At 66.1% G+C, this 25,948-nt stretch carries 12 protein-coding genes; 5 read left to right on the plus strand and 7 right to left on the minus strand.

Annotated elements, in window-relative coordinates; translation table 11 throughout:
* Positions 1-155 precede the first annotated feature (155 nt).
* From acs to EA187_RS14930, 4 genes are all read left to right on the plus strand, one after another.
* Positions 156-2,114: an acetate--CoA ligase gene (gene acs / locus EA187_RS14915; RefSeq protein ID WP_115605638.1), complete on the plus strand. Its 1,959-nt coding sequence runs from the start codon at positions 156-158 to the stop codon at positions 2,112-2,114.
* 99 nt (positions 2,115-2,213) lie between these two features.
* Positions 2,214-3,230: an alpha/beta hydrolase gene (locus tag EA187_RS14920; protein WP_127780767.1), complete on the plus strand. Its 1,017-nt coding sequence runs from the start codon at positions 2,214-2,216 to the stop codon at positions 3,228-3,230.
* A complete protein-coding gene (locus EA187_RS14925) occupies positions 3,223-4,029 on the plus strand; it encodes an Fpg/Nei family DNA glycosylase (RefSeq protein WP_127780768.1) in 807 nt (268 codons plus the stop codon). Before EA187_RS14920 ends, EA187_RS14925 begins: the two co-directional genes overlap by 8 nt.
* 14 nt (positions 4,030-4,043) lie before the next feature.
* The gene (locus tag EA187_RS14930) at positions 4,044-4,343 is read left to right on the plus strand and encodes a hypothetical protein (protein ID WP_127780769.1); all 300 of its coding nucleotides are present in this window, start codon (positions 4,044-4,046) and stop codon (positions 4,341-4,343) included.
* Position 4,344: 1 nt separating this feature from the next.
* Here EA187_RS14930 and EA187_RS14935 read toward each other — a convergent pair whose 3' ends face one another.
* Together EA187_RS14935 and EA187_RS14940 are read right to left on the minus strand one after the other, a co-directional pair.
* Entirely contained in the window at positions 4,345-4,974 is a 630-nt protein-coding gene (locus tag EA187_RS14935) for a hypothetical protein (RefSeq protein ID WP_127780770.1), read from the minus strand.
* A gap of 167 nt (positions 4,975-5,141) precedes the next feature.
* Positions 5,142-8,276, minus strand: coding sequence for a choice-of-anchor Q domain-containing protein (locus EA187_RS14940; protein WP_127780771.1), 3,135 nt, complete (start codon positions 8,274-8,276; stop codon positions 5,142-5,144).
* 730 nt (positions 8,277-9,006) lie between these two features.
* On the opposite strand from EA187_RS14940, the gene EA187_RS14945 reads away from it, so the two are divergent.
* The gene (locus tag EA187_RS14945) at positions 9,007-9,639 is read left to right on the plus strand and encodes a class I SAM-dependent methyltransferase (RefSeq protein ID WP_164856303.1); all 633 of its coding nucleotides are present in this window, start codon (positions 9,007-9,009) and stop codon (positions 9,637-9,639) included.
* A gap of 186 nt (positions 9,640-9,825) precedes the next feature.
* Here the strand turns inward: EA187_RS14945 and EA187_RS14950 are convergent, their stop codons facing one another.
* The 5 genes from EA187_RS14950 to EA187_RS14975 all read right to left on the minus strand — a co-directional run bounded on the left by EA187_RS14950 (position 9,826) and on the right by EA187_RS14975 (position 25,842).
* On the minus strand, positions 9,826-13,257 hold the full coding sequence (locus EA187_RS14950) for a choice-of-anchor Q domain-containing protein (protein WP_127780773.1): 3,432 nt from the start codon (positions 13,255-13,257) through the stop codon (positions 9,826-9,828).
* A gap of 234 nt (positions 13,258-13,491) precedes the next feature.
* Positions 13,492-16,152 carry a choice-of-anchor Q domain-containing protein gene (locus EA187_RS14955; protein WP_127780774.1) on the minus strand — a complete coding sequence of 887 codons (2,661 nt, stop codon included), beginning with the start codon at positions 16,150-16,152 and terminating at the stop codon, positions 13,492-13,494.
* A 279-nt stretch (positions 16,153-16,431) separates the two neighbouring features.
* Positions 16,432-19,668, minus strand: coding sequence for a hypothetical protein (locus EA187_RS14960; RefSeq protein ID WP_164856287.1), 3,237 nt, complete (start codon positions 19,666-19,668; stop codon positions 16,432-16,434).
* Positions 19,669-20,138: 470 nt separating this feature from the next.
* Positions 20,139-22,823: an Ig-like domain-containing protein gene (locus EA187_RS14970; RefSeq protein ID WP_127780777.1), complete on the minus strand. Its 2,685-nt coding sequence runs from the start codon at positions 22,821-22,823 to the stop codon at positions 20,139-20,141.
* A gap of 1,054 nt (positions 22,824-23,877) precedes the next feature.
* A complete protein-coding gene (locus tag EA187_RS14975; protein WP_127780778.1) occupies positions 23,878-25,842 on the minus strand; it encodes an LVIVD repeat-containing protein in 1,965 nt (654 codons plus the stop codon).
* Positions 25,843-25,948 lie beyond the last annotated feature (106 nt).

Here is a 25,948-nt window from a genome sequence, read left to right on the forward strand (position 1 = left end):
ACCTCGGCGTCCTGCAGCACCTCCCCACGTCGCGAACCTCGGAGCCTGCTGGCCAAGTCGGGGTCGGGGAGTTATTTCTAGTGCCACCGAAGTTGTAGCTACCCTTTTTGGTCGGTCCCGCCCGGGGCTTCATTCGACTTTGCCAGGAGGACAGTGTGTCGAGGTCTGAGATTGAGAGCGTTCTTAAGGAAGATCGTACGTTTGAGCCGCCGGCGGAGTTTGCGGGGCAGGCCAACATTGACGCGGCGAAGCTCGATGCGCTTTACGCCGAGGCGAAGTCTGATCCGGAGGGGTTCTGGGCGAGGATGGCCAGAGAGGAGCTGGTCTGGGAGAAGCCTTTTGAGAAGACGCTGAGCTGGGAGCCCCCCTTTGCGCGCTGGTTTGAGGGGGGGGAGCTCAATATGAGCGTGCAGTGCCTGGATCGGCATCTGACGACCTCGCGCAAGAATAAAGCGGCGATCATCTGGGAGGGGGAGCCCGGTGATAAGCGCACGCTGACCTATCAGCAGCTGCATGCCGAGGTGTGCCGCTTTGCCAACGGGCTTAAGCGTCTGGGGATTGGTAAGGGCGATCGGGTGGCGATTTATATGCCGATGGTTCCCGAGCTTGCGATTGCGCTGCTGGGATGTGCGCGTATCGGGGCGGTGCATTCGGTGATCTTTGGCGGTTTCTCAGCGGCGGCGATTCGCGACCGGGTGGAGGACGCCGAGGCCAAACTCGTGATCACTGCCGACGGGGGATATCGGCGTGGGAAGGTGCTTCCGCTCAAAGAGCAGGTCGATGCGGCCCTGGCCGAGGGCTGCCCCACGGTCGAAGACGTGGTGGTGTATAAGCGCTGCGGCAATGAGGTGACCTGGTTTGAGAACCGGGATCGCTGGTGGCATGACGTGGTCAATGATGAGTCGACCCATCATGAGGCGGAGGCTTTTGATGCGGAGCATCCGCTCTTCATCCTCTACACCAGCGGGACGACGGGGACGCCCAAGGGCGTGGTGCATGCGACGGCGGGTTATGCGCTGTGGACGAAGTTGACCACGCGCTGGATCTTCGATCTCAAAGAAGAAGATACCTACTGGTGCACGGCTGATATCGGGTGGATCACCGGGCATAGCTACATCGTGTACGGTCCTTTGCAGAATGGAGCGACGAGCCTGATGTATGAGGGGGCGCCGAACTGGCCGCAGCCCGACCGCTTCTGGGATATTATTGAGCGCCACGCGGTCAACATCTTCTACACCGCGCCCACGGCGATCCGCGCCTTCATGAAGTGGGGAGAGCAGTGGGTGGACCGCCACGACCTCTCCAGCCTGCGCCTTCTGGGGACGGTGGGCGAGCCCATCAACCCGGAGGCGTGGATGTGGTACCACCGCACGATTGGGGGGGAGCGCTGCCCGATCGTCGATACGTGGTGGCAGACGGAGACCGGCGGCATCCTCATCTCTCCGATGCCCGGGGTCACGCCCACAAAACCCGGAAGTGGCACGCGAGCGTTGCCGGGCATTGAAGTTGCGGTGGTCGACAAAGATGGCAACGAGGTGGCCGATAATGAGGGCGGCTTTCTGGTCATCAAGCGGCCCTGGCCCTCGATGCTTCGGACCGTCTACAAGAACGAGGCGCGCTTTAAGGCCGGGTATTTCGGGCGCTTTGAGGGCATCTACTTCGCCGGCGACGGCGCGCGTCGTGATGAAGACGGCTATCTCTGGATCATGGGGCGCATTGATGACGTCATCAACGTGAGCGGGCACCGCCTGGGCACGATGGAGATCGAGAGTGCGCTTGTGAGCCACCCGCAGGTCACCGAAGCGGCGGTTGTGCCCAGGCCGGATGATATCAAGGGGCAGGCCATCGTGGCCTTTGTGACGCTGGAGGGCGGGGAGCCCTCCGATACGCTGGCGCACCAGCTTCGCTCCGAGCTCAGTGAGCACGTCGTCCAGGAGATCGGGGCGCTGGCGCGGCCGGCGGAGATTCGTTTTACGGACGGCTTGCCCAAGACGCGAAGTGGGAAGATCATGAGGCGACTTCTGGCCGACATCGCCGCCGGTCGCCAGAGCGGGGATACCTCCACGTTGGAGGATGCCTCGGTGCTCGACAAGCTTCGCAAAGATAACGAGTAAGACGCGCATGACGTGCCCCGGCGGCCGCGTTTGCTTTTGATGTAGCCCGGCTGGCCGCCGGGGCTGCTCCACCTCCCTACTGCACGCGACGTACCCCCTATGCAGATTGATGTGTTTCGGCTGAACAACGGCCAGGGCTGGGATCTCCAGCTCAAGCGTTTTGTGGACCCCGAGCGTCTGATCGAGGGACGCCGCCCGGTGATGATGATCCCGGGCTATTGCATGAACACCTTCATCTTGAGCTACCACCCGGGTGGGACCTCGATGGTCAGTCATCTGGTGGAGCAGGGCTTTGAGGTGTGGACGGCCAACCTGAGGGGGCAGGGCGACGCGAAGCGGCGCTGGCCCGGGGTCGAGGACCACGGCTTTAAGGAGCTCGCGCTGGTGGACCTGCCGGCGCTTCGAGACAAAGCCCTGACCGAGAGCCTGCTCTCGCCGGACGCCATCGACCTTGTGGGATGCAGCCTGGGGGCGACGGTGATCTATGCGTACCTGGGGCACCATCCTGACGATCATCAGGTGGGGTCGGTGATTTCGATCGGGGGGCCGCTGCGCTGGAACCGCTCCCATCCGCTGGTGCGCCTGGTGCTCGCGTCGCCGGCGTTGGCCGGGGCCGTGCCCATCAAGGGGACGCGGCAGATGGCGAAGCTGGCGCTGCCGGTGGCGAAGCGCTTTCCAAAATTGCTGCAGCTCTATCTGAACACCGAGATCATCGATATGAACGCGGCCGATGAGTTGATCAAAACCATCGATGATCCGAGCCGTCGGCTGACCCGGCAGATCGCGCACTGGCTGAAAGCGCGCGATCTGGTGGTGGACGGGCTGAACATCAGTCAGGCGCTTCACAGCGTGGACGTGCCGATGATGTGTGTGCTGGCCAACCAGGACGGGATTGTGCCGCCGCAGGCGGCCCTTTCGGTGCTCGATCATATCGGCTCAAAGCAGACGCGGGTGGTGCGGGTGGGGGATCAGCGCTACCCCCACGCCCACGCCGACCTGTTCATTTCCAGGGGCGCGAAAGAGGCGGTCTTTGAGCCGATGGCGCGCTGGCTGGCGGAGCGCTACGAGCAGGCAGATCCGGGGAGTTCGGCGCGCCGGGAGGCCGTCGATGCCTGAGCTTGCCGAGGTCGAAGTGGCGCGTCGTAATGTGGCGAGCTGGTGGGAGGGGGAGGCCGCAGCCGAGGTTCGTCTGCTGGATGCGAAGGTGCTCAAGCGCGGCAGCGAGCGAGAGCTTGAGGAGGCGATGTTGCGCCCGCTGGTGGCGATGCGGCGGCGCGGCAAGTACCTGTGGGCCGAGCTTGAGGGCGGGCATGCGGTGATGTTTCATTTTCGTATGACCGGCAAAATCACCTGTGAGACGACGCCCCAGCCGCGCTTCGCGCGTCTGGCCTGGCGGGTCAACAAGGCAGGCTGGCTGACCTTTAAAGATTCGCGGCGGCTGGGGCATGTGGAGGTGCTCTCGCCAGGGGAGCTTGAGCGCTACGACGCCCTTTTGCGCATGGGCAAAGAGCCGCACGACATCAGCGCCGCGGAGCTCCGAGAGGCCGCCTCCGCCGGACGCCAGCTCAAGAGCGCTCTGCTCGACCAGAGCGTGGTGGCCGGGGTGGGCAACATCGCCATCAGCGAGCTTTTCTGGCGTCTTCAGCTGCCTCCCGAGGTCCGCTGTGGTGAGCTCAGTTCGCTGCAATGGCAGGCGCTGGCCGAGGAGATGCCGCGCTATTTTGATGAGGTCATCGCGCGCTCCATGGCCGATGAAATCGCCTATATGAATGAGGCCGGCGGCGAGAATATTTTTGAAGTCTATGGTCGAAAAGGGGAGGCGTGCCCCCGGTGTGAGGCGGCGATCGAGCGGGTGAAGGTCGCCGGTCGCTCCACGTACTTTTGCCCGGCCTGCCAGCCTCCTGTTAACGCCTGAAGAGTGAGCATACGATGAGCGAGAATCTTCAACGCATCGGCCAGCAGGTGGCCGCGGCGATATCTCAAAACGCTTCGGAATTTGAGGGCTTTAAGCTGCGCTGCGACCCCGGCGAGCCGGGCATGATCTATGTGGCGCTGCGGGGGGCAAAGCGCGAGACGGCTGTCGGGGAGCGCCTGGCCGAGAAGCTCGACGCCCTGGTGGGGGCGGAGCTTGCAAAGGAGCAGGACCTGTCGCTGACGCATACCATCCTGATGGGCCGCGGCGACAAAGACCTGCTCCTTCGCGTGGAGATTTCCCGGTCGGGGGCTTGAATTAGCCCGGGCCGTTGCCGGGGTGGTCGAGCTCGGGGCAGTGGGGGATGTTCATGCTGCCGTAGAAGGCGTCTTCGGTCGTCGTAAGGTCCTTGCCGTCGAAGGTGATGCCAGCGTTGACGCGAAACTCCAGGCCGCCTCCCTGCTGGTAGCAGTCTTCGGTGCACATCTCGGGGTTGTTCATGTCCAGTCCCAGCAACACGTTGCTGTCGGCATAGGTGCCTCGCCGCATCTCGCCCTTGTGGGTGAGTTCAATGGCGGTGTCGTCATGGAGCAGGGGGCGGCCGTTGCTGGCGTTGAGTTGGAAGGGGCCGATGGTGGCAAAGGGGTCGGTGGGGGCGGCGCCGTCTGACGGGCAGGCCTCATCACCCTGGTTGCGGGCATAGACCATGAACTCCCAGCCGCCGGAGTCGCTGCTTTCGGGGGGAATCATGCCGTAGGCGACGTTGGACAGGTAGGTGCCTTTGTCGGCCTCTTTGATGCAGAAGAGCTCCTGGCCGTCTTCCCGCAGGCCGCAGCCGCTGCCCTGGTCGCGGTTTTGATTCGTGTCGGGGTCATCGCCTTCGCCGCAGGCGCTGATGGCGAGCAGGGCGGTGGCGGAGAGGGCAAGGAGGGGCAGAGATTTCAACATCATCGCTCCGTGGATGCGATCATCGAAGGTGCGCCGGGCGCAGTGAAAGTAGGAGCGCTCAGTGTGGCCGCTACGACGTAGATTGCAACAAAAAACGCCGGCGCCTTCCCTTGATCGGGGGAGGCGCCGGCGTCTTTTCTTCAGGAAGGCTCAGCCCTCAGGGGGCGTCACTCCCAGGTGATGGAGTCGATGACGATTTGTTTGCTCAGGGCGTTTCGCACCTCCAGCACGAACTCCCCGGAGATCCCAAGGTTATCGACGCTCAGCGTGAAGATCTCATCGTCGACGTCGAAGGCGGGGCTGGTGGCGACGACGTTGCCATTGACGAGGATCTCGAACTGGCGGTTGCCGCCGCCGGTGAAGCCTTTGCGGTAATCGACGGAGATGGCGTCGACGCCGCCGGGGAGGGTCGCGCGCACATAGGCACCGGAGGATTTGAAGAGGATGCCCTTGCCGTCGATCTCAAAGCCGGACTCGTTTCGCGCCCCGGTGTACTCCCAGGTGATGCCGTTCACGCCGACAAAGGTGCCATCCACATACGAGGAGCCGGAGAGCTCCAGGGTATCAAAGGTCTCGGTGGTGGGACCCGAGCTCGGAGCGAGCTGCCAGGCGCCGATCGTGCAGACGCCTTCAAAGGGGCGAGCCTCGCCGCGCTGGTCGACGGTGAGCGGGGTGCCGTCGAGAGCCAGGCAGCGGGCTTCGGTGATGGAGAGGTCGGCCTGCGAGGCTTCAACCACCTCGATGGTGCGGGTGAAGCCGCCGTTGTCGGCCAGGGCGCCCAGCGGGCTGGCCAGCGGGCTTGCGACCGTACCGATGGTGTCGGTGGCATCTTCGTCGATGTCGGCCAGGTCGGCGGCGTCGATGAAGTTGTCGCCGCCGGAGACGATGACGCTGGAGGTGGAGACGCGTCCGAGCTGGGCACCGGCCGCACCGGCGATGGTGTTAGCGGCGAAGATGGAGCGGGAGACGTTGAGCGAGGAGGTGGCGCTGCCGTCGAGGAGCACCGCCGCGCCGCGGGTCGCGTCGTTGCCGTGGAAGGTGGCGAAGTTGAGGGTGGCGTCTGCGGTGGAGCCTACGAGGATGGCGCCGCCGTCGCCTTCGGCCGTGTTGGCATCGAAGGTCGCGTTCTGAACGTTGAGCACGCTGCTCACCGAGATGGCGCCGCCGTCGGGGGCGGTGTTGAGCTCGAAGAGGGCGCGGGTCACGTCGGTCTGGGCCAGGGGGATGCCGGAGACGCCGCCGTTGAAGGGGGCGTCGATGGCCCCGCCGTGCATCAGAGCGCTGTTGGCCGAGAAAAGGGCCTGGTCGACGGTGAGCGCGCCGGCGTTGTGGATGGCGCCACCGCGCTGGGTGGCCTGGTTGTTGGTGAAGATCACCTCGTTGGCGGTGATGCTTCCCGAGGGGGCGTTCGCAAGCGCGCCGCCCCTGGAGCCGTGGTTGTCGTCAAAATGCACATCGAAGAGGGTCAGGTCAGCCTGGTTGTAGATGGCGCCGCCCTGGTCGGACCCGGCGCGGGCACCGCGGATGCTCAGGCTCTGGAAGAGAATCACAGCGTCGGGGTTGGTCACCGAGAAGATGCGCAGCGGGGTGCTGGCCGCAGCGATCGCGGTGGTGTCGCGGCCCTTGCCGATGATGGAGATGTTGCGGGTAAGGTCGATCTGGCTGCCCGTGACCTCGACCTGGTCGATGCCCGGCGCGAAGGTGACGACGCTCTCGGCGTTCACGCGGCCGATAACCTCGCGAAGCGAGCCCCGGCCGGCGTCGTCGGCGCGGGTGACCATGGTGGGCACCACCGCCGCAACGCTGGCGCTGACGATGTTGGACTCGGGGATCACCACGTCCTGTGCGCCGGTGATGTAGAAGTCGTTGCCCCAGGCATCGGTGGGGGCGGTGGTGGCGCGCACGCTGTAGGTGCCCGCGGGAACTTCGATGGCCTCGCTGCCCTGGCCGCTCAAGGTGCGGGTGGCCACGACGGCGTCGGTGGCGTCGACGATGTCCAGGGTGTAGCTGCCGGCGTCGCCCAGGTCGTAGTTCAGCGTCAGGGTGGTGGCCGGGGCGACGTAGGTGAGCACCGCGGCGGTGTTTTGCTCGCTGATGAGCTCGACGGTGGTGCCGGCGGCGCTGTAGGTGATGCCGCCCGCGCTCACGTCCGCCGGGGTCAGGGTGTAGTCGCCGGGGATGAGATCGCCGAGAAGCCCGCTGCCGGTCAGCGTGGTTTCAAAGCCTTCGGGGCCCACAAGGACGATGTCGGCGTCGGTGCCCGAGGGCAGTCCTTCGACGACGAGATCCAGGCTGGCGGGCATCCGCTCGTAGAGAAGGTCGCTGGTCACGTCGTCGCCGCTGGCCAGCTCCACCTCCAGGGGCTCACCGCGGTAGAGGGCCGGACCATCGGTGATGGGCTCGGGGGTGAGCTCGTAGAGGCCCGGGGTCAGCCCGCTGAAGGTCTCCGAGCCGGTGAGCGGACCGATGGTTTCGGGACCGTCGACGGTGATGTTGGCGTCGACACCGGCGGGCAGCCCACCGACGACGAGCTCCCAGTTTGCCAGGACGAGCTCGAAGGTCAGGGTGACGTCGCTCTGGGTGTCGCTGGTGATGCTCACGGCCAGGTCTTCGGCCTCAAAGGTGCGAAGCCCCTCGATGACCGGGTTGGCGAGGAGGGTGTAATCGCCCGGCTGCAGCTCTTCGAGACGTTCGTCGACAACCACCGGGGTCTCGGTGCCGTCTTCGGCGCGCAGGGTGAGCACGGGGACGATGCCTTCTTCCAGGCCCTCCACGCTGACGTTGAGGCTGCCCGGGAGGGCATCACCGCAGATCAGGCGCACGGTCAGGGGGAAGGTGAGGTTTTCGGGATCGTTGGTGTTGAAGGTCAGATCGGAGGCGAAGTTTCCGCCGCCGCTCTCCGGGCAGCTGGCGAGCACGCCGACTGCGGCGCTCTCGCCAGCGTCGACCTCCAGGGAGTCCGGGCTGACGCGAAGCGCGTTGCTCGGCGAGAGGATGTTGACGATGAGGGTCTGGGTGCCGGGGTTTTCGACGTCGATGGTGCCTTCGACGGATTGTCCGGCGGCGGCGTTCAAGATGAGCTCTTCGGGCACGACAATGACCGGGCCGTCGCGGGGCTCGACGTCGGGTTCGGCGTCGGGCTCGTCGGTGTCGGTGTCGCCGGCATCGGGATCGTCGGTGTCGGTGCCGACGTCGCTTTGATCGCCGGTGTCGGAGTCGGCCACCGGGGTGTCGTCTCCGCCGCAGGCGATGCTGAGGCTGAGGATGAGGCTTAAGATGAGGAGCGAGGGGCGAAGCTGCATCGTGCTCTCCTTCCCGAAGGTTGGGACGTGGTCGTGGGGGCGCTCCCGGAGGCGGGGCGACGGCGCAGCCTCTTTAACAAGTTCGCGTGAGGGATCCAAACGCGATGGGTGACAGGGCTGTGACGTTCCAGGGGCAGTGTCGGAAGATGCTGTGTGCTCCGGGGAGTGGTGTGGGGGCCGCGGCCACCGGCCCCGGGGCACCGAAACCTGCCCTCGACACCATCTCCTTACATACGCGACATCCTCCAACGCGCCCTCGACACCCCTGGTCACGTACCCCCCGGGTATTTTCGGCCGCCCTCGACACCTCGAGCGCGTACCCCCGGGGCATCGAAACCTGCCCTCGACACCCGGAGCACCTACCCGGCGGGCATCGAAACCTGCCCTCGACACCCCGAGCGCGTACCCCCGGGGCGTCGAAACCCGCCCTCGACACCCTGAGCTCTTAGCTCAGCATGTTGCGCGCTGCTCTCGACACCGCCCGGCTATGCCCGGTCCCGCTCAACGCCGCCCTCGACAGCGTGTCGGCTTACCCCCCGGGTACCGGATCCCGGGGTCGACACCCTTCCCAGATCCCCCTGGCCGAGGGGGGTCGGCCCTTGAGGGCACCCTGGGAGATGCCGCCGCGGCAATAAGTCGTGGGGATCGGGCGTTGTGGAGGCGCCCGAGCGCCGGCATCTGCCAGGCAGCGCGGCGCTCCTTGATGTCGACGATTTCAGACGAGGACACGATGGCTGAGCAGCGACCCTTTGAGCCCGGACGATTCTGGGATGAGATGTTTGATCGCCCCGACTACCGCTATGGCGAGTCGGCCAACCCCTTTGTGATCGAGGCGGTGGAGGCTCGTCTGGAGCCCGGCGCCACCGTGCTCTGCGTGGGCGACGGGGAGGGGCGAAACGGGGTGGGGCTGGCCCGGGCCGGCTACCGGGTCACCTCGCTGGAGCCCTCGGCTGTGGGGCTGGCCAAGACCCGCCAGCTCGCCGCGAAGTATCAGGTGGAGGTGGAGACGATCCAGGGGGTGATGCCCTCCGATGTGCTGGGGGAGCGGGAGTTTGATGCGGTGGTGTTGGCCTATGTGCATGTGCCGCCGGCGATGCGCCCGGAGTTGCACCGCGCCTGTGTGCAGCATCTGGCCCCCGGAGGGCGAATCGTGCTGGAGGGGTTTACCCCCCGCCAGCGCGAGTTGGGACGCACCAGCGGCGGCCCCGGCGATGTGGCGATGCTCTTTGAGCCCGAGACGCTGCGCGAGGACTTTGAGGGGCTGACCATCGAGCTCCTTCAGGAGGAGCAGGTCGAGCTCGCCGCCGGCGATGGCCACCGCGGGGTGGCCGAGGTGGTGCGCTTGATCGCGCGTCGCGTCTGAGGGGAGCCGCGGCGGTGAACCCAACAAAAAAGCGCCCCGGGAGGACTCCCGGGGCGCTTTAATTTTGGAGCGCGGAGCCTCCGCGCCCGCGGGCAGTTTTTGGATGCCCACGTGCAGCTGACCGGTGGCCAGAGGGACCCAAAGCCAAAGAGGCGTCTTGCTCTCCGGCTCTGGGTGCTGGAGGCGTTAGTGCCAGCGGAGGTTATCGATCACCACCTGACCATCGGTCGGGGTGAGGTTTTGAATCTCGATGGTGTAGTCACCGCTGATGTTGAGCCCGCTGGCCGTCAGGGTGTGGACGGTCTCGTCGGCACCGGAACTGGCTCCGAAGGTGGGGCTGGTGGCCACGACGGTGCCGTTGACCGCGATGGCGATCTGGCGAGCGGCGTTGCCGGTGAAGGCTTTGCGGTAGTCGACGCTGATTTCCGAGAGCGTGCCGCTTAAGTTCACGCTGCGCACGTAGTCGCCGAGTTGGCGGAACATCAGGCCCTGGCCGGCGATCGGGTAGGCGCCGGCTGCGCGCACCCCGATAAGCTCCCAGTAGTAGCCCTGCGCGGTGGAGATGATGCCGTTGAAGTAGGTCTGGGAGCTGAGCCCGTGGCCGTAGAAGGGCTCAAACGATTGAAGGACCGAGGAATCGAACTCCCAGGCTCCCAGGGCGCACATGCCGTTGACCGGGCGAGTGTTGCCGCGCTGGTCTTCGGTCAGGGGCTGGCCGGCTGCGTCGAGGCAGGAGGCCGCGGCGATGGTCAGCCCGGTGGTGAAGGTCGGGTTGATGGCGGCGGTATGGGTGAATCCGCCATTGTTGCTCAGGGGCAGGAGGGGGTTGGCCAGGGGCGCGGCGCTGGTGCCGATCTGGTCGGTGGGAGCCGCGATAAAGTCATCCACGGTGTTGTCGGACTGGATGTAGTTATGGCCCCGCGAGGCGATGAGGGTTCTGGTGCTCAGGCTGGTCACACAGGTAAACGCGTTGGCGTTGCCCGCGATGATCGAGCTCCCCAGAGTGATGGACGTGGCGGCGTCACAGAGTGAGGCGATGGCGTTGCCTGTGCCAGCGGTGTTGTTGAGGAAGGTGGTGTGCACCAGGGTCGCATCTTTATCGTACTGGTAGTAGGCGCCCCCGGAGTTGTTGGCGTGGTTGTCGGCAAAGGTGACGTTTTCCACGGTGGCTTTATTTGAAGCATACACCGCGCCGCCGCTGGTCTCCGCGGTGTTGTTTTGGAAGAGGGTTCGCCGCAGCACCAGCGTGTAGGGGGAGGTGGATATACCCGTGTAGGGAACGCTGATGGCGCCGCCGTTGGAGTCGCTGGAGTTGTCTTTGAAGAGCGTATCTTCGACGTCCAGGCTGCTTTTAGAGCTGATGGCGCCGCCGGCATACCGGGCGTAGTTGTCTTCAAATGTGGAGCGTAGAATCACCAGCGTGTGACCATGAAGGTCGTTGAGGATCGCGCCTCCATAGTCGTTATTGCTTCTGTTGTTGCGGAAGGTCGAGTCTTCGATCAGGAGCTCGCCGGTGGCATCGCTGATGGTGATCGCGCCGCTGCTGACGTCGTGGGAGGTGGCGTTGTTTTCGATCACGACGTTGCGCAGGCTAAAGCGCCCGCTGCTGTGGATGGCCGGGGAGCCCTGTGTGGTGTCAATGTCGGCGATGCGCAGGTTTTCGAGGTGCACATCGGCCTGGGGCAGGAATGAGAAGAGGCGATCGTTGCCGGTGGTGGTCAGCGTGAGCTGAGCGGGGCCCGGGCCCACGAGGGAGAGCTCCTTATCGACAAGGATGCGCGTCTCGGTCGTGACCCGGGTTACGGAGGGGGCAAAGGTGATGACGCTGCCGGCGTTGACGCGCCCGATCACCTCACGCAGCGAGCCCGGTCCCTGGTTGTCGTTGCGGGTCACCAGAGTGGGGTTACGCGCGGAGAGGGAGACCTGGGTGCTCTGGCCGCCGACGATCGAGAAGCCAATGTCGGCGCCTTCTACCTGGTAGGGGTTGCCGTAGAGGTCGGTCCCCAGGTTGTTGCTGGCCACGGTAAGCTCGTAGCTTCCCGTGCTCAGGGTAAGCTCATGGGTGCCGGAGCCGCTCAAGGTCACCTGCTGCGGGGCGTTGATGCCGTCGCCGATGTTCAGGGTCAGTGAGCCCCCCGGGGTGAGCGCGTGGTTCAGTGCCAGGGTTCCAAATCCCAGGGAGTAGCTCGCGGTGGCTTGAGCGGTCTGGCTGCTGGTCACATTCAGCGAGATCGTGTGGCCCGGTGGCGCGTAGCGCTCGCCATTGTGGACAACCTCCGCAAAAGCCAGGGTGTAGGTGCCCGGGGTGAGGTCATTCAGGAGCTTGGGCCCGGTGTGGGAGGTGAGGGTTGTGGCCGGGGCGGGGCCTGAGAGCGTGAAGGAAAAGGAGACGCCGGCCGGCAGGCCGGTGGCGCTGACGTTAAGCGAGCCGGGTACCACCTGGTAGGTCAGCGTGAGCGTGGCGCTCTCGCCACTGCGCACCTCCACGCTGCTCTGGACTGCGCGGTGGGTGGCAGGGCCCGAGATCACCTCGGCGCCGGTGGCGCTGTAGGTGCCCGGAGCCAGGTCGCTCAGCGTGTTGGCGCCGGTGAAGGTGGAGGTGCTGCCGTCCGGAGCGATGAGGGTGATCAGGGGGTTGAGGCCGGCGGGGAGCCCTTCGATGACCACCTCCAGCTCGCCGGGAAGGGCGGCGAAGTTCAGGGTCACCTCGGCGGCGGAGCTGCCGACCTCCACGCTCTGCGGCTGGGCCTGGTAGGTGACGCCATTGGCCTCAACCGGGGCGGCGCTCAGGGTGTAGGTGCCCGGCACGAGCGCCTGGAGGGTGGTGGCGGAGTTGACCGTGGCGCTGTAGCCCTCGGGGCCGCTGACGGTGATGGTGGGCGTAACGCCGGCGGGCAACCCCTGGACGTTAACCTGAAGCTCACCGGCGGCCAGTCCGTAGGTGATGGTGGTGGGCTCGTTGGCGCCGCTGGTCAGCGCAACGCTGCGCACGGCCGCGTGGTAGGTCGTGGTCCCGTCGCTCACTTCCTGTGGCGAGAGCTGGTAGGTGCCCGGGGGCAGGTCCTCAAAGAGCGCGGAGGCGGTGAGCATCACATCGGTGTTCGGGCCGCTCAGGTTCACCAGGGGGGAGAGCGTGTCGGGGAGCCCCTCGATGATCACCTCCCAGCTGGCCGGCAGCAGCGCGTAGCTCAGGGTGAGCTCGGCGTGTTGATCGGCCTCGACCGTCAGGTTCACCACCGGAGCGCTGTAGGTCGCCAGATCCAGCACCATGCTCTGGGCCACCACCTGGTACTCGCCAGCGGGGATGGCGTCGAGGGTGCCGCCCTCGGGCACGCTCAGCGTGGTGTCGCCCACCAGCGCAATGTTGGGCCAGGGGCTCTCGGCGGGGAGGCCCTCCAGGCTCAGAGAGAGCGAGCCGGTTTCGATGTCGGTATCACCGCCGTCGGGGTCGTGACCGCCGTCGGTATCACCACCGTCGGGGTCGTGACCGGCGTCGGGGTCGTGACCGGCGTCTGTTACTCCGGTGTCGTGGCTGCGCCGGGCGTTGGGGCTATCGCCACATCCCAGGGCCAGCGTGCCCAGGAGTACGAGGGTGAGGAGTGGATGGAGACGATGCATGGAGGCTCCTTAGTTTAGGGGAGCCCGGGAACTCGTATGTGAGGCGTGTCCCGGAGTGAAGTCGTGAGGAGGAACGTGGAAAAATGAAGGGGTGAAGCGGGGGCCAGCGAGCCCCAAAGCCGGAGAGCTGTTTTGCTCTCCGACTTTGGGGCATTCCGGCGTGCCGGCGTCCAACTCAAGAGCGCAGGGGGGCGGCGCATCGAATAAGGAGGGCCGACAAGCGATGAAAGGGGCTCAGCGCGAGGTATTCTCCCAGGCGCCAATCGTGCAGGAGCCGCCGTTGGGGCGCGGCTCGCCGCGCTGATCTTCGGTGACGGGGTCGCCGACTTCATCGGTGCAGGCGGAGGCGGGGAGCACCATGGTGTAGTCGAGAGCGGCCTGGGTGGCGATGGTGTGGGTGAAGCCGCCATTGTCCGCCAGCTCGCCCAGGGTGCGGGCCAGCAGGAGCCCGGGAACGCCGACGTAGTCGGTTGTGTGGCTGGAGAAGGCGCTGCCACCAAGCTGAATGTAGTTATGACCCCGTGAGGCGATGGGTTGTGCTGTGGTCTGGCAGTGGAAGGCGTCGGTGTCGGTGCCCATCACCGCCGAGCTCTTCAGGTAGACCGGTGTGGTGTCGTCGCAGTAGGAGGCGATGGCGTAGCCGAATACCGCGAAGTTATCGTCGAAGGTGGTGTGCACGAAGTTGGCTTCCCCGTCGAACTGCACCCAGGCCCCGCCGGGGCTTGTGATGGTCGAGTTGGCGTAAAACGTGGTGTTGCCGATGAAGGCCCCGCGCTGGCTGAACACGCCCCCGCCGCCGCCTCCGGCGACGTTGCTGTCGAAGAGCGCGCGGCTGATCACCATGTTGCCGTTGGTGACGCCGGGGTGCGCAAAGATCGCGCCACCGTTGCCGTCGGCTGTGTTCGACTTGAAGAGGGCGTCTTCGAGCACGAGGGGAATGCGCGTATGGATTGCGCCGCCATCGGCTTCGGAGGTGTTGGAGGTAAAGCGGACCCGACGCAGCACGTCAAAGAACTCCCCATCGTTGATGTAGAGCGCGCCGCCATGGCCCCCGGCACTGTTGTCGATGAAGTCGACGTCGGTGGCGCTGAACGATCCGGTGGCGTGGACGGCTCCGCCATCTCCGGCGATGGATGCGTCGGCGAGGGTGAGCCCTTCGAGGTGGAGCGAGCCGCCATCCAGAACGGTGAAGAAGCGATCGGAGCCAATCGCGCTCAGGGTGAGCTGGTCGGCTCCGGGACCCTCGATCGTGATGCCGCCGTCGATGATAAAGGCACTGGCGGGCTGAATCAGCGAGATGCTCGGATCAAAGGTGATGGTGCTGCCCTCGTTGACCCGGCCAAGCACCTCCCGCAGCGTGCCGGGGGTGGAGGCGTTGTCGCCGTCATCGGTCACAAGCGTCGGCTCGATCGCGCGGATCGAGGCGGAGGCGCTCTGGTTGGCGACGACGATGATGGTCTGGCCATCGCCCACCAGCGGGTAGGTGTTGCCGAAGGCGTCGGTGCCCAGGTTGTTGGCGATCACCGAGAGGATGTGCATGCCCTCGGGCATCGGGATCTGCTGAGAGCCCTGGCCGCTCAGGGTGTGCACGGAGGCGATGGCGCCCTGGCCCACCCGCACGGTGATGCTGCCGCTGCCGAGAAGGTTGTAGGTCAGCGCGACGGTGCCCATCGCCGCAGCGTAGGTGACCTCGACCTGACTTTGCTGACGGCTGGTAATGGTGACGGGCAGGGTGGTCGGGGTTGGCTCGAAGCTCGCCCCGCCGGCCTGCACCACCCCGAAGTTGAGGGTGTAGTTGCCCGGGGCAAGCCCGGTGGTGGTCGCGGAGACGGAGTGTTCGGTGGTGGCCGGAGAGGGGCCAACAAGGGTCGCGGCGGCATCCGTTCCGGCAGGCAGCCCGTTGGCCTGGATGACGAGCGAGCCGGTCACCAGCGCGTAGCTCAGCGTGGCGGTCTGAGAGGCGTCGCTCTCCAGGGTGAGGGTGATCGGGGCCGCCTCAAAGGTCTGATTGCCCACCACGACGTCGGCGCCGTTCAGGGTGTAGTCGCCCGGGACCAGATCGCTGAGCGTGGTGCTGCCGTTGATGATGTTCTGGTAGCCGGCCGGGCCGCTGATGGTGATCTGAGAGCTCTGGCCGGCGGGAAGACCGCTGACCACGACGTTCAGCTCTGCCGGAGAGAGGGTGTAGGTGATGGTGGTGGCATCGTTGGTGCCGCTGGCCAGCGCGGCGGTGCGGATGCCCGCGCTGTAGGTGACGCCGCCGTGGTTCACCTCGTCCGGCGAGAGCAGGTAGGCACCCGGGGTGAGCGCGTCGAAGGTGGTGGATTCGCGCAGAACTTCGTTGAAGTCGGGGCCTTCGAGGGCCACGTCCGCATGGACGCCTGCGGGAAGGCCGGCGATGACGACCTGCCAGCTTGCCAACATGAGCTCGTAACTCAGGGTGAGCTCGAGGGTCTGATCGGCCTCAATGGTGATCGTCCGGGGGGCGGCCTCGAAGGTCGAGAGGCCCCGCAGGACGCGCTCGGCCACCAGCTCATACTGGCCGGCGGGCACGTCGATGAGCTCGCCACCTTCAGGGACGCTCAGGGTCGTGTCGCCGATGAGCTCGATGTCGGGCCATTCGGCGTCGTCGGGGATACCTTCCAGCGTGAGGACGAGCGTGCCGAAGCCTTCGAGGGGGTCGGTATCGGCATCCGGGTCGTCGTTCGTATCGGCATCCGGGTCGATATCGGTGTCAGCGTCGGGGTCGCGATCGGCGTCGGCGTCACCTCCGGCGTCGCTCTCGTCGATGGTCGTGTCGGGCTGGTCGAGGTCGGTGTCGTCGACGTCACCACCACAGCCCAGCATCACCAGGGCGCAGAGGGCAAAAAAGAGGGGCTGGCGAGTCCAGGTCATACGCGTCTCCATCCAGGCAGCAAGTTCACAGGACGAGCATGGTGTTCAGCGTGAGCAGGTCACGCACCGGCGCTCGCCCGAGAAGGTGAAATACGGGAGGAACGTGCTTAGCAGACGCGGGAAGAATCATCAAAGTCGCATAAGACCTTGAAGACCCTGGGTTTCGCATCGCGAGAAAAGGATGGGGGGACGACGCGCAAAAAAAACGCCCCGGAAGCTCTTCCGGGGCGGTGTTCAGATACGGGACCTATGGAGCCCCCGGGGCGATGCCGGAGGGGCTCAGCGCCAGGAGAGGTTGTCGATGACGACCTGACCGCTGGAGGGGGTGAGGTTGTGAATCTCGATGGTGTAATCACCGCTGATGTTGAGGTTGTCGGCGGTGAGGGTGAAGACCGAGTCGTCGGCGCCATCGAAGTCACCGAAGTAGGGGCTGGTCGCTACCACGGTACCGTTGACCTCAATGGAGATCTGGCGGGGGGCGTCGCCGGTGAAGGCTTTGCGGTAGTCGACGCTGATGAAGTCGACGCCGCCGGTCAGCCCCACGCTGCGCACGTAGTTGCCGACCTGACGGAACATCAGCCCCTCGCCAGCGATGCCGTAAGAGCCCTCGGAGCGCACGCCGCTGACCTCCCAGCTAAAGCCCATCGAGGTGGTGAAGGTGGTGTTGACGTAGGTCGAGGCTCCCAGCCCGTGACCGTGGAAGGGCTCGTAGCTCGACACACTATCGGTGGCCTGGAACGCCCCGGCCGTGCACAGTCCGTTGGTCGGGCGATCTTCGCCACGCTGATCTTCGGTGATGGTCTGGCCGGCGACGTCGGTGCAGAGGGTGGCCGGCTCGCTGAGATCGCTGAGGTAGAAGGTGTTAACGGCCATGGTGGGGCTAAACCCACCGTTGTCCGTCAGGAGACCCAGAGGGTTGGCCAGCGGAGCGAGCGCCGTGCCGACCTGGTCGGTGGGTGCCGCATCGAAGGCATCGGGGGCTTCGACCTCGATGTAGTTGTAGCCTTGAGAGAGGGTTGGGTTTGTGTAGGGAGGGGCGCTCTGAGTTTCGCAGCCAAAGTGGGCACCGGTTCCCACGACGATCGCGTTCTTGAGCTGCACGGAGGTCGTCTCGTCGCAGTACGAGGAGAGTGCGCTGCCGTTGGGGGCGGTGTTATCGGCGAAGGTCACATAGGACATCGTGGTGTGGCCGTCGAACTGGTAGTAGGCGCCGCCGTAGTCGTTGGTGGCGTTGTTATCGGCAAAGGTGACGTTGCGAAGCGTGGAGTCCACGCCGGTGTAAATCGCCCCGCCTGCATCGTCGGCGTGGTTATGGGCGAAGAGCGCACGCTCGATCACGGTGGATCGCACGCGGGAGAGCCCCTGGTAGATCGCGCCTCCGTTGACGGAGGTGTTGTTGGTGAAACTCGCTGTGTCGATGGTCAGGCTGGCCGAGCTGTCGATCGCACCGCCGTAGATCGCCGAGGAGTTCCCCTCGAAGCGCACCCGGGTGAGGAAGACGCGGTGGTCGATCGGGGTGATGTCGATGGCTCCCCCTCGGCTGGCGTGGTTATTGGAGAAGACGGTGTCCTCAATGACAATCGCGCCAGTGGCCTGGGCAATGGCGATGGCCCCACCGACGGCGCCGTCGTCGGTGACTTGAATGCGGTCGAAGACCATATCGCGCAGGCTAAAGGTTCCCAGGTTGTAGATGGCGCCACCGGTCCCACGGATGGTGATGTCGGCGATGCGGATGCCTTCAAGATGCACATCGGCGCCCGGGCCAAAGGAGAAGAGGCGGTCGACGCCGGTGGTGCTCAGGGTGAGCTGGTCGGGGCCGGGGCCCACGATGGAGATCTCATTGCCAAGGACGATAAGCCCCTCGGTGGTGACCTGGCTCAAGCCCCGGGCGAAGGTGACGACGCTGCCGGAGACGACGCGGTTGAGAACCTCGCGCAATGAGCCGCGACCCTGGTCGTCGCCGCGAAGCACCTCGGTGGGGGGCGGGGCGTTGAGCGCCGTCGTGACGCTCTGGCCGCTGGCCACCGAAAAGCCGACATCGAGCCCGAGGACGTAGTAGGGGTTTCCGAACGCATCGGTGCCCAGACCGTTGCTGGCCAGGGTGATCTCGTAGCTTCCCGGGGCAAGCTCGACGTTGGTGGAGCCCGTGCCGCGCAGAGTGACGTTGCGGCTGAAGCCCAGGCCATCGGAGACAACGACGGTGAGCGCGCCGCTATCGGGCAGGCCGTGGTTCAGCACGAGCGTGCCGACGTTCGTAGCGTAGACTGCGGTTGCGGTGGTGCTCTGCTCGCTTGTCACCGTGAGGTTGAGGATGGCGGTGTTGGGAGTGTAGGTGGTGCCGCCGGCCTCCACGGCCGCGTAGGTCAACACGTAGTCGCCGGGGGTGATGGCGTCGAAGCTCCGGGCGCCGATGATGTTTACCGAGGTGGTCGCGGGAGCCGGGCCGACCAGCGTGGCCCGCAGGGCGGCGTTGGAGGGGAGGCCGGTGGCGCCTACAGCGAGCTGGCCGGGGACCACCTCGTAGGCCACGCTCAGGGTGGTGCTCTGGTCGCTTACGACGTCAACGCTGGCTCCCTGCGCGCGGTAGATGGCCGGTCCAACGCTGACGTCACTCCCCACGAGGGTGTAGGTGCCCGGGACGAGTTCCGAGAGGACGTCGTTGGGAGCAGCGGTGGCCTCAAAGCCCTCGGGGCCGGTGAGGGTGAGTTCGGCGCTCAGGCCTTCGGGAAGCCCTTCCACCTCAAGGCGAAGTTCGCCGGGGAGGAGCTCGTAGCTTAGCGTGAGGGTCTCGGCGTCGCCGCTGGCGAGCTCAACGGTGGTGGCTACGGCTTCAAAGAGAAGGTCACCGCTGGCGACCTGCGCCGGGGTGATGGTGTAGCTTCCCGGCGCAAGCCCGGTGAGTGTGGTGGTCTCGGTGAGGGTTTCGCTGCCTTCGTCACCGAGGACTTCGACCTGAGCGTCGACGCCTTCGGGGAGCCCTTCGATGATGACCTCAAGGCTGGCGCGGACCAGCGCGAAGTCGAGGGTGACCTCGGTGGTCTGATCGGCCTCGATGGTCAGCTCAACCGGCGCGGCCTCATAGCTGGCAAGCGCCACGGTGAAGGGCGCCGCGCTGAGGGTGTAGTCGCCCACCGCCAGATCGTCGGCCAGACCATCCTCACCGATGGTGATGTCGCCCTCGTCGCCGCTCAAGGTGAGTTCCGGCCAGGCGCTGCCTTCGGGCAGGCCTTCCACCGATACCGAGAGGGTGCCGAATTCGGGATCAGGGTCGACGTCGGGGTCCGGGTCGACGTCGGGGTCCGGGTCGACGTCGGGGTCCGGGTCGACGTCGGGGTCCGGGTCGACGTCGGGGTCCGGGTCGACGTCGGGATCTTCAGCGTCCGGGTCGGCGTCAGCGCCGGCGTCGACATCCGAGACATCGGGTTCGTTGACCGGGGTGGTGGTGTCGTCACCGCCACAGCCGATGGCCAGAGATGCGATGAGGGTCATCGCAAGCAGAGGGCGTGTCATCAACATCAAGTGCTCCTGATGGTTAGGTCGGGATACGCAGAGAGACGATAGCTGCTCCCCCGTGCGGCCATCGAAAGGTGTGAAGTTCAGGTGGGCACTGGTAGCAGAACCAGGGGGATATTCCAAAGCCGAGCGCCCCAGGACGACGCTGGCTGTGTCGCCGCGTCGTCGCGGTAGCGCTGCTACACGCTCCTCCTTGCTCCTTGCCAGTCGCCGCCCTGGATGCGCTCGGGTTGGGTGCCGAGCGCCCCAGGACGACGCTGGCTGTGTCGCCGCGTCGTCGCGGTAGCGCTGCTACACGCTCCTCCTTGCTCCTTGCCAGCTCCGCCCTGGCTGCGCTCGGGTTGGGGTGCCGAGCGCCCCAGGCCGACGCTGGCTGTGTCGCCGCGTCGTCGCGGTAGCGCTGCTACACGCTCCTCCTTGCTCCTTGCCAGCCCCGCCCTGGCTACGCTCGGGTTCGCGCAGGACGACGCTGCTCAGCGCCAGCGCAGGTTGTCCACGACGATCTGTGCGCCGGAGCTTTCCAGCCGAAGGTCAAACGCTCCGCTGATGGCGAGATCCCGCAGCTCCAGGGTGTGAATCGTGGGGTCCGCGCCGCTCACGGCTCCAAAAGGCTCGGTCTGCCCGACCAGGGTGTTGTTGATGTAGGCCTTCAGGGTGCGGTTGGTGCCGCCGGTGAAGGCTTTGCGCACGTCGACGATGAGCAGGCCGATGCCGCCGGGGAGTCCGGTGGCTTCAAGCGTGCCGTTGTTTTGCAGAAGGATGCCTTTGCCCTCGATGGGGTAGCTCCCTTCGCCGCGCGCGTCGGTGTAGGACCAGGTGATGCCGTCACGGCCGACGAAGAAGTGGCTGGAGTAGTTGTTGTCGCCGAGCGCGTGGTTTTCAAAATCTTCAAAGCCGCCGACGTTGGAGGCCTCCCAGGCGCCGGCGGTGCAGAAGGCACGGTCGGGTCGGGGCTGGCCGCGCTGATCTTCACTCAGGGGCTGGTCCCAGGCGTCGAGGCAGGATGCGGCAGGCAGGCTCAACGCCGGGATAGCGCTCGGAGCTACAGCGGCGCTTTGCGTCGGGCCGCCGTTCTCAGCCAGGGGTAGCAGCGGGGAGGGCAGGGCGGTGGTCAGGCTCAGGGTGTCGGAGTCGGCAGCGGCAAAGGAGCCCGGGGAGGTGCGGCCGACGTAGTTGTCGCCCAGGGAGGCCACCGGGTTTGCGCCGTTATCGTTGACGATTTTGAGCTCGTTGAGGTCGCTTCCGGTGGAGGTGTTACCGGCGACGATCGACGCGCGCAGGCTCATGGTGGTGAGGCTGTCGCCGAAGCTCATGATGCCGGTGCCTTCGGCGGCGCTGTTGCCGGTGACGGTGACAAAGGAGAGGGAGGCGGCGCCGTCGAACTGGTAGTAGGCACCGCCGCGCCCGGCGGCGCTGTTGCCCGCAAAGGTCGTGTTCTCGACCTCGCTTGCGCAGCCGCTGCGCACCGCGCCCCCGTGGGTGCCCGCGCTGTTACCCGTGAAAAGAGAACGACGCAGGGTCAGGGGGGCGCAGCTTGAGGTGTCGTCGACGAAGATCGCACCACCCTCGTTGTCGGCGTTGTTCGTAGCAAAATGCGTGTCTTCCACGAGGAGCGACGCGCCGTTGGCGAAGATGGCGCCGCCCTCTTCGGAGGCGTCGTTGTTGAGAAAGACGACGCCAGAGAGCAGGGCGTCGTTTGCGCTTCCGCTGATGGCGAGCGCGCCGCCATCGGTGGCGCTGTTATTCTCAAAACGCACGTTGCTCAGCCTCACCGGGGCGTTGGCGTTGATCGCGCCACCCGGGCCCGAAGACGTCGCATCGCGCAGCGTGAGGCTCTCAAAGCGCACCTCCCCGGTGCCGATGAGCGAGAAGAGGCCCATGGATTGCGCCGCGGAGATGGTGGTCTGGGTCGGGCCCTGGCCGATGATGCTGAGCGCTTTGTTGATGGCGATGGTGCCCTGGCTGATGCTCAGCGTGGGGAGGCCGGGGGCGAAGGTGATCTCGGTGCCCGGGTTGACCGAGGCGACGATGCTGCGAAGCGAGCCGGGCTGACCATCGGTGGCGGTGCGCACCTCGGCGGGGTTGAGCGCGGTGATGGTGGCGCTGGCCTGCTGCTCGGAGCGAACCTCCACCGGCGAGTTGAGTCCCTCAAAATCCAGGGGATTGCCCCAGGCGTCTGTCGGCGCGGAGCCGCCCAGGCGCACGCGGTGCTCGCCGGGGCCCAGGGTCAGCGTGGCCCCGCCCGGGCCGTTGGTGGAGAACTGCCCCACGCGTTGCCCGGTCGCGTCAACAACCTCAAAACTCGCCGAGCTCCCCGCGGGAAGAATCACGCTGATCTGCAGGGAGCCGTTGATCGCCTCGTAGTTGGCCTGCGCCACGGCGCCGGCCTGAGCGCTGACGCTGACCTCGATGGGGGCGGCGCGGTAGAGCGCCGGCGGCGCGCTGACATCGGCAAAACTCAGGGTGTAGTCGCCGGGCTCCAGATCCGGCAGAGAGGTGGGCGCGCCGAGCGTTGTCTGAAACCCTCCGGGGCCGGAAATGGTGGCTTCAAAGCTCTGGCCTGCGGGAAGGCCGCGGGCGCTGATCACGAGCTCCCCCAGCGGGAGCGCCTCGCAGCTCAACGTAACGTCGCGCTGGCTGGTCGAGGCCTGAGGGTCGTTGCTGGTGAGGGTGATGGTGTAAGTGAAAGTGCCCGGCTCCGTGCAGGTGACTTCCACCGCGATCGTGGCGTCCTGGCCGGCCTGCAGCTCCGCGCTCTCCGGCACGAGGCTCAACGCCGGGTCGGACGAGGTCAGCGAGAGCGTCAGCGGCTCATCGCCGAGGTTGGCGACCGAAAGTTCACCGGTGGCGCTCTCGCCGACGCTGGCGCTTAAGCCGATATCATCTCCGAGCTCCAGGATGGGGCCGATCGGCTCTTCGACGTCAGGCTCGTCGACGTCGGGCTCGTCGGTGTCCGGCAACGTGGTGTCGTCGGCGTCGGCGTCGGGCTCGTCGACGTCGGATGTGTCGCTGAAATCAGTGTCATCACCGGCATCGACCTCGCCGGAGGCATCCGGCTCGGGCCTCTCGTCGAGTGGCGTGGCGTCGCCAGCGCAGGCGGCCAGAAGGCCCACCAGGGTGAGAATCGTCAGGGAATACGAAAGGGATCTGAGGTTCATCGGACCTGCTCTTGCTCGCGACACGATAGGGTGGCGACTAACCACCTGCTCTAAGGGACGTTGTATGTCTAACAGGGGAGTGGGGAGGCGTAAATAAATGAGGTCGGGGGGGCGGTGGTTCGCGATGTGGGGAGGTTTGTGCGTGGGGTGGGTGGTTCGCTTTGTGGTTGGGTGGTTGGGTGGTTGGGTGGTTGAGGGGCGCAGGTGGTTCGCGATGATGGTCGGTTCGTGCGGGCGTTGGCGGGTTCGCTTTGGGGGTGATGGGTGCCGGGGGTTCGCGATGATGGTCGATTCGTGCGTGCGTTGGCGGGTTCGCTTTGTGGTTGGGTGGTTGGGTGGTTGGGTGGTTGAGGGGCGCCGGTGGTTCGCGATGATGGTCGATTCGTGCGTGCGTTGGCGGGTTCGCTTTGGGGGTGATGGGCGCCGGAGGTTCGCGGTGTAGGGGAGGTTTGTGTTGCTTGATGGCCGGGCAACAGGGCTTGAGGAAGGGATCCGAAGGTCGACTTGCAGCGCAGGGAGCGCGCTGAAGGCTCTGGAGGGTTTGTCGGGAGGTGTGGTGCGTGGTGCGGACGCTTCGGAGAGGGGGGGTTGTAGGCGGGGAGGTCTGCGGAGGCTTCAGACGAGGATTTTTCCGGAAAGGAGCTCTCCGGACGCTCCCGAAGGTAGGTCAGCAGGGCGCGGCCTGGCAGGGAGTCTTCTGAGGAGGGAGGGTGATGTGCGAGAGGGAATCGGAAGGCTCCGGAATGCGATTTTCATTTTGCGGACACCGATCCGAAGCGCATGAACACTGGGCGTGCGGGATGTGGGCCATTTTGGCGAATGTCGGTTCTTCGGGCAGCCTTCGGAACGTGAAACCCAAAACGTGTCCCCCCCAACGCCCACACGAATCACCCCTCATCGCGAACCCGGGCGTCCCACAACCACCCAACCACCCAACCACCCAACCCCAAAGCGTGTCCCCCCCAACGCCCACACGAATCACCCACCATCGCGAACCCCAAAGCGTGTCCCCCCCATCGCGAACCCGGGCCCCCCCCATCGCGAGCTCCGGGCGTCAGCGCCCCACGCGATGGTTGGAGGCGCGCACCACGGTGAGGTGGCCGCGGATCTCGGGGGCGACCCTCGGGAGATCGACGTCGCGCTGATAGAGGGGCGCGAGATCGAAGGTTTGCACCTCGTTGGGGCTGAGGGCGAAGAGGTCGAAGTCGCTCACCACGAGGTCTTTGACGCCGTAGATCTGCCAGGTGGCGGCAAAACTCGGGGCGACCGGGTCGCTCAGGTCGAAGATCTGCACGCCGTGGTGCTCGTCGGCGACGAAGAGGCGCTCACCGAGGACAGCCAGGCCGCGGGGGCGGCTGATGGGCAGGGTGGTGCGCAGGGTGGGGCTGTGGGGCTGGCTTAAGTCGATGACTTCCAGACGTGAGGTGCAGCGGCTGCGGGGCTGGTCCACGATGATGGTGCGGTAGGCGACGGTGCCCTGGACGACGACCGGGTCGTAGTTGACCGGGCAGAACTGTCGGAACTCTCCGAGCAGGCGGGGAGCGTGCGGGGTGCCCAGCGAGGCGGTCATCACGGCATCGCGACCGGCGATGAGCAGGAGGTTATCGTGGCGTTGCAGGGCCTCGGGGCCGTTGTCCAGACGGATGATATGGCGCAGGCGCGGCTGGCGGGGGTTGGAGACATCGAAGCTGCTCAACCAGCCCTGCGCGATGTTTCCGGCAGCGCTGAGGACGTAGAGGGTGTTGCCGTAGAGCATCATCTGGCTGAGTGAGCCGGCGCCGCCGGTGCCGCCGTCGGGCATGGGGGCGTCGGTGAGCGCGTCCAATTCGCGGCGAGGGGCGGGAGCGGCCATGTCGGCGGCCATGGAGCGCTCGGAGATGGCGCGGGAGCGGCGCGGTGCCATGCCGGCTTCTCCCATACCGCCGCGCATCGGGGCGCTGTCTTCCAGGGCGAAGGCTTCCTCGTCGAAGCGCGGCTCAGGCATCGGGCGTCCAATGGCCCGTGAGGGGGCGGTCTCCACGCTCTGGCGCTCGCAGACGCCGGTGTCGGGGGCGAGTTTGGTCTTCTGCACGTAGCAGGAGCCGTCGGGGCGACAGGCCACATCGGGGTGGGAGGAGACGGTGGGCGGCGCGCCGCATTGGGCGAACTGAAGTTTGCCCTGGCGCATCCGCCGGTACTGATCGAAGGAGGGCGGGGTGGCCGGCAGGTTATGCAGGTAGACCGGGGCATGGCTGACGTGGGGCAGCGCACCGACCAGGCGGCGTACCTCGCGGGGATCGTCGCGGTCGGAGATATCGAGAATGACCAGGTCGCGGGCGCCGCCGGCCTCGGAGGCGTCTTCAATGACGGCATGGTTGGCGTCGATGACGAAGAAGTCTTTGGAGCCGGTGTGGTTGGAGCTGCCCTCGACCTCAAAGGCGTAGCGGCGCGCGATGCTCAGGGAGACCAGGCCTTCCTCGGCGCTGGTCAGGAACATGCGCTTGTTGTCGCGATCGACAAAGATGCGCTGAAGCTCACCGCGCACCCGCGCCGGCTCCGCCGAGAGGTTGGGGGCGAGCTCTTCGACCTGGGCTGCGGTCAACTCGATGGTGCGATCGTTGAAGTCGACGGGGTTTCGGCGCACGAAGCGGGCGGCCTCGGGGGTATCGCGAAGGTCGTGCCCCCGGGAGATAAGCCAGGCCTGATACTGGGCCTCAAGCTGGGGGACGTGTTGGGGGTGGGCGCCGAGCCATTCGGCGGCCAGGGGCTGGACACAGCTGTAGTACTCTTCAAACGCGACCTGCACCGAGCGGGCGGCGTCGGTGGGGACTTCGCAGACGAAGCGGGCCTGCATGGGGGGCTTCGGTTCGGCGGGCCGGGGGCTGGGGGGAGGCATGGGGCGGACGGGAGGGCTCGTCGCGGAGACGGGGGTGCTGATGAGCAGACCCAGCGCGCCGAGGGTGGCAGCGGCCAGGGTGAGGACTGTGAGGGGGCGGCGCGCGGGGCGTGGCGCGGAGGTCGGGGAGGTGTGGGCAGACATGGGAAGCTCCGTGGGTGAGTACGCCGAACGCGGCGAGGGATGAGTCACACTCCTTTCAACGGAGCGTTGGGAGATTGGATCTAAAGTTTTTGACATCCGGCAAAAA

Origin of the sequence: Lujinxingia sediminis (assembly GCF_004005565.1) — a bacterium.
Taxonomy (GTDB): domain Bacteria; phylum Myxococcota_A; class Bradymonadia; order Bradymonadales; family Bradymonadaceae; genus Lujinxingia; species Lujinxingia sediminis.

Bases quoted from the DNA above. Each gene is read 5' to 3' on its own strand.
- EA187_RS14975 (WP_127780778.1), bottom strand. From the start codon at position 25,842: ATGTCTGCCCACACCTCCCCGACCTCCGCGCCACGCCCCGCGCGCCGC.
- EA187_RS14930 (WP_127780769.1), top strand. From the start codon at position 4,044: ATGAGCGAGAATCTTCAACGCATCGGCCAGCAGGTGGCCGCGGCGATA.
- EA187_RS14945 (WP_164856303.1), top strand. From the start codon at position 9,007: ATGGCTGAGCAGCGACCCTTTGAGCCCGGACGATTCTGGGATGAGATG.
- EA187_RS14960 (WP_164856287.1), bottom strand. From the start codon at position 19,668: ATGTTGATGACACGCCCTCTGCTTGCGATGACCCTCATCGCATCTCTG.
- EA187_RS14920 (WP_127780767.1), top strand. From the start codon at position 2,214: ATGCAGATTGATGTGTTTCGGCTGAACAACGGCCAGGGCTGGGATCTC.
- EA187_RS14950 (WP_127780773.1), bottom strand. From the start codon at position 13,257: ATGCATCGTCTCCATCCACTCCTCACCCTCGTACTCCTGGGCACGCTG.
- EA187_RS14955 (WP_127780774.1), bottom strand. From the start codon at position 16,152: ATGACCTGGACTCGCCAGCCCCTCTTTTTTGCCCTCTGCGCCCTGGTG.
- EA187_RS14940 (WP_127780771.1), bottom strand. From the start codon at position 8,276: ATGCAGCTTCGCCCCTCGCTCCTCATCTTAAGCCTCATCCTCAGCCTC.
- EA187_RS14935 (WP_127780770.1), bottom strand. From the start codon at position 4,974: ATGTTGAAATCTCTGCCCCTCCTTGCCCTCTCCGCCACCGCCCTGCTC.
- EA187_RS14925 (WP_127780768.1), top strand. From the start codon at position 3,223: ATGCCTGAGCTTGCCGAGGTCGAAGTGGCGCGTCGTAATGTGGCGAGC.
- EA187_RS14970 (WP_127780777.1), bottom strand. From the start codon at position 22,823: ATGAACCTCAGATCCCTTTCGTATTCCCTGACGATTCTCACCCTGGTG.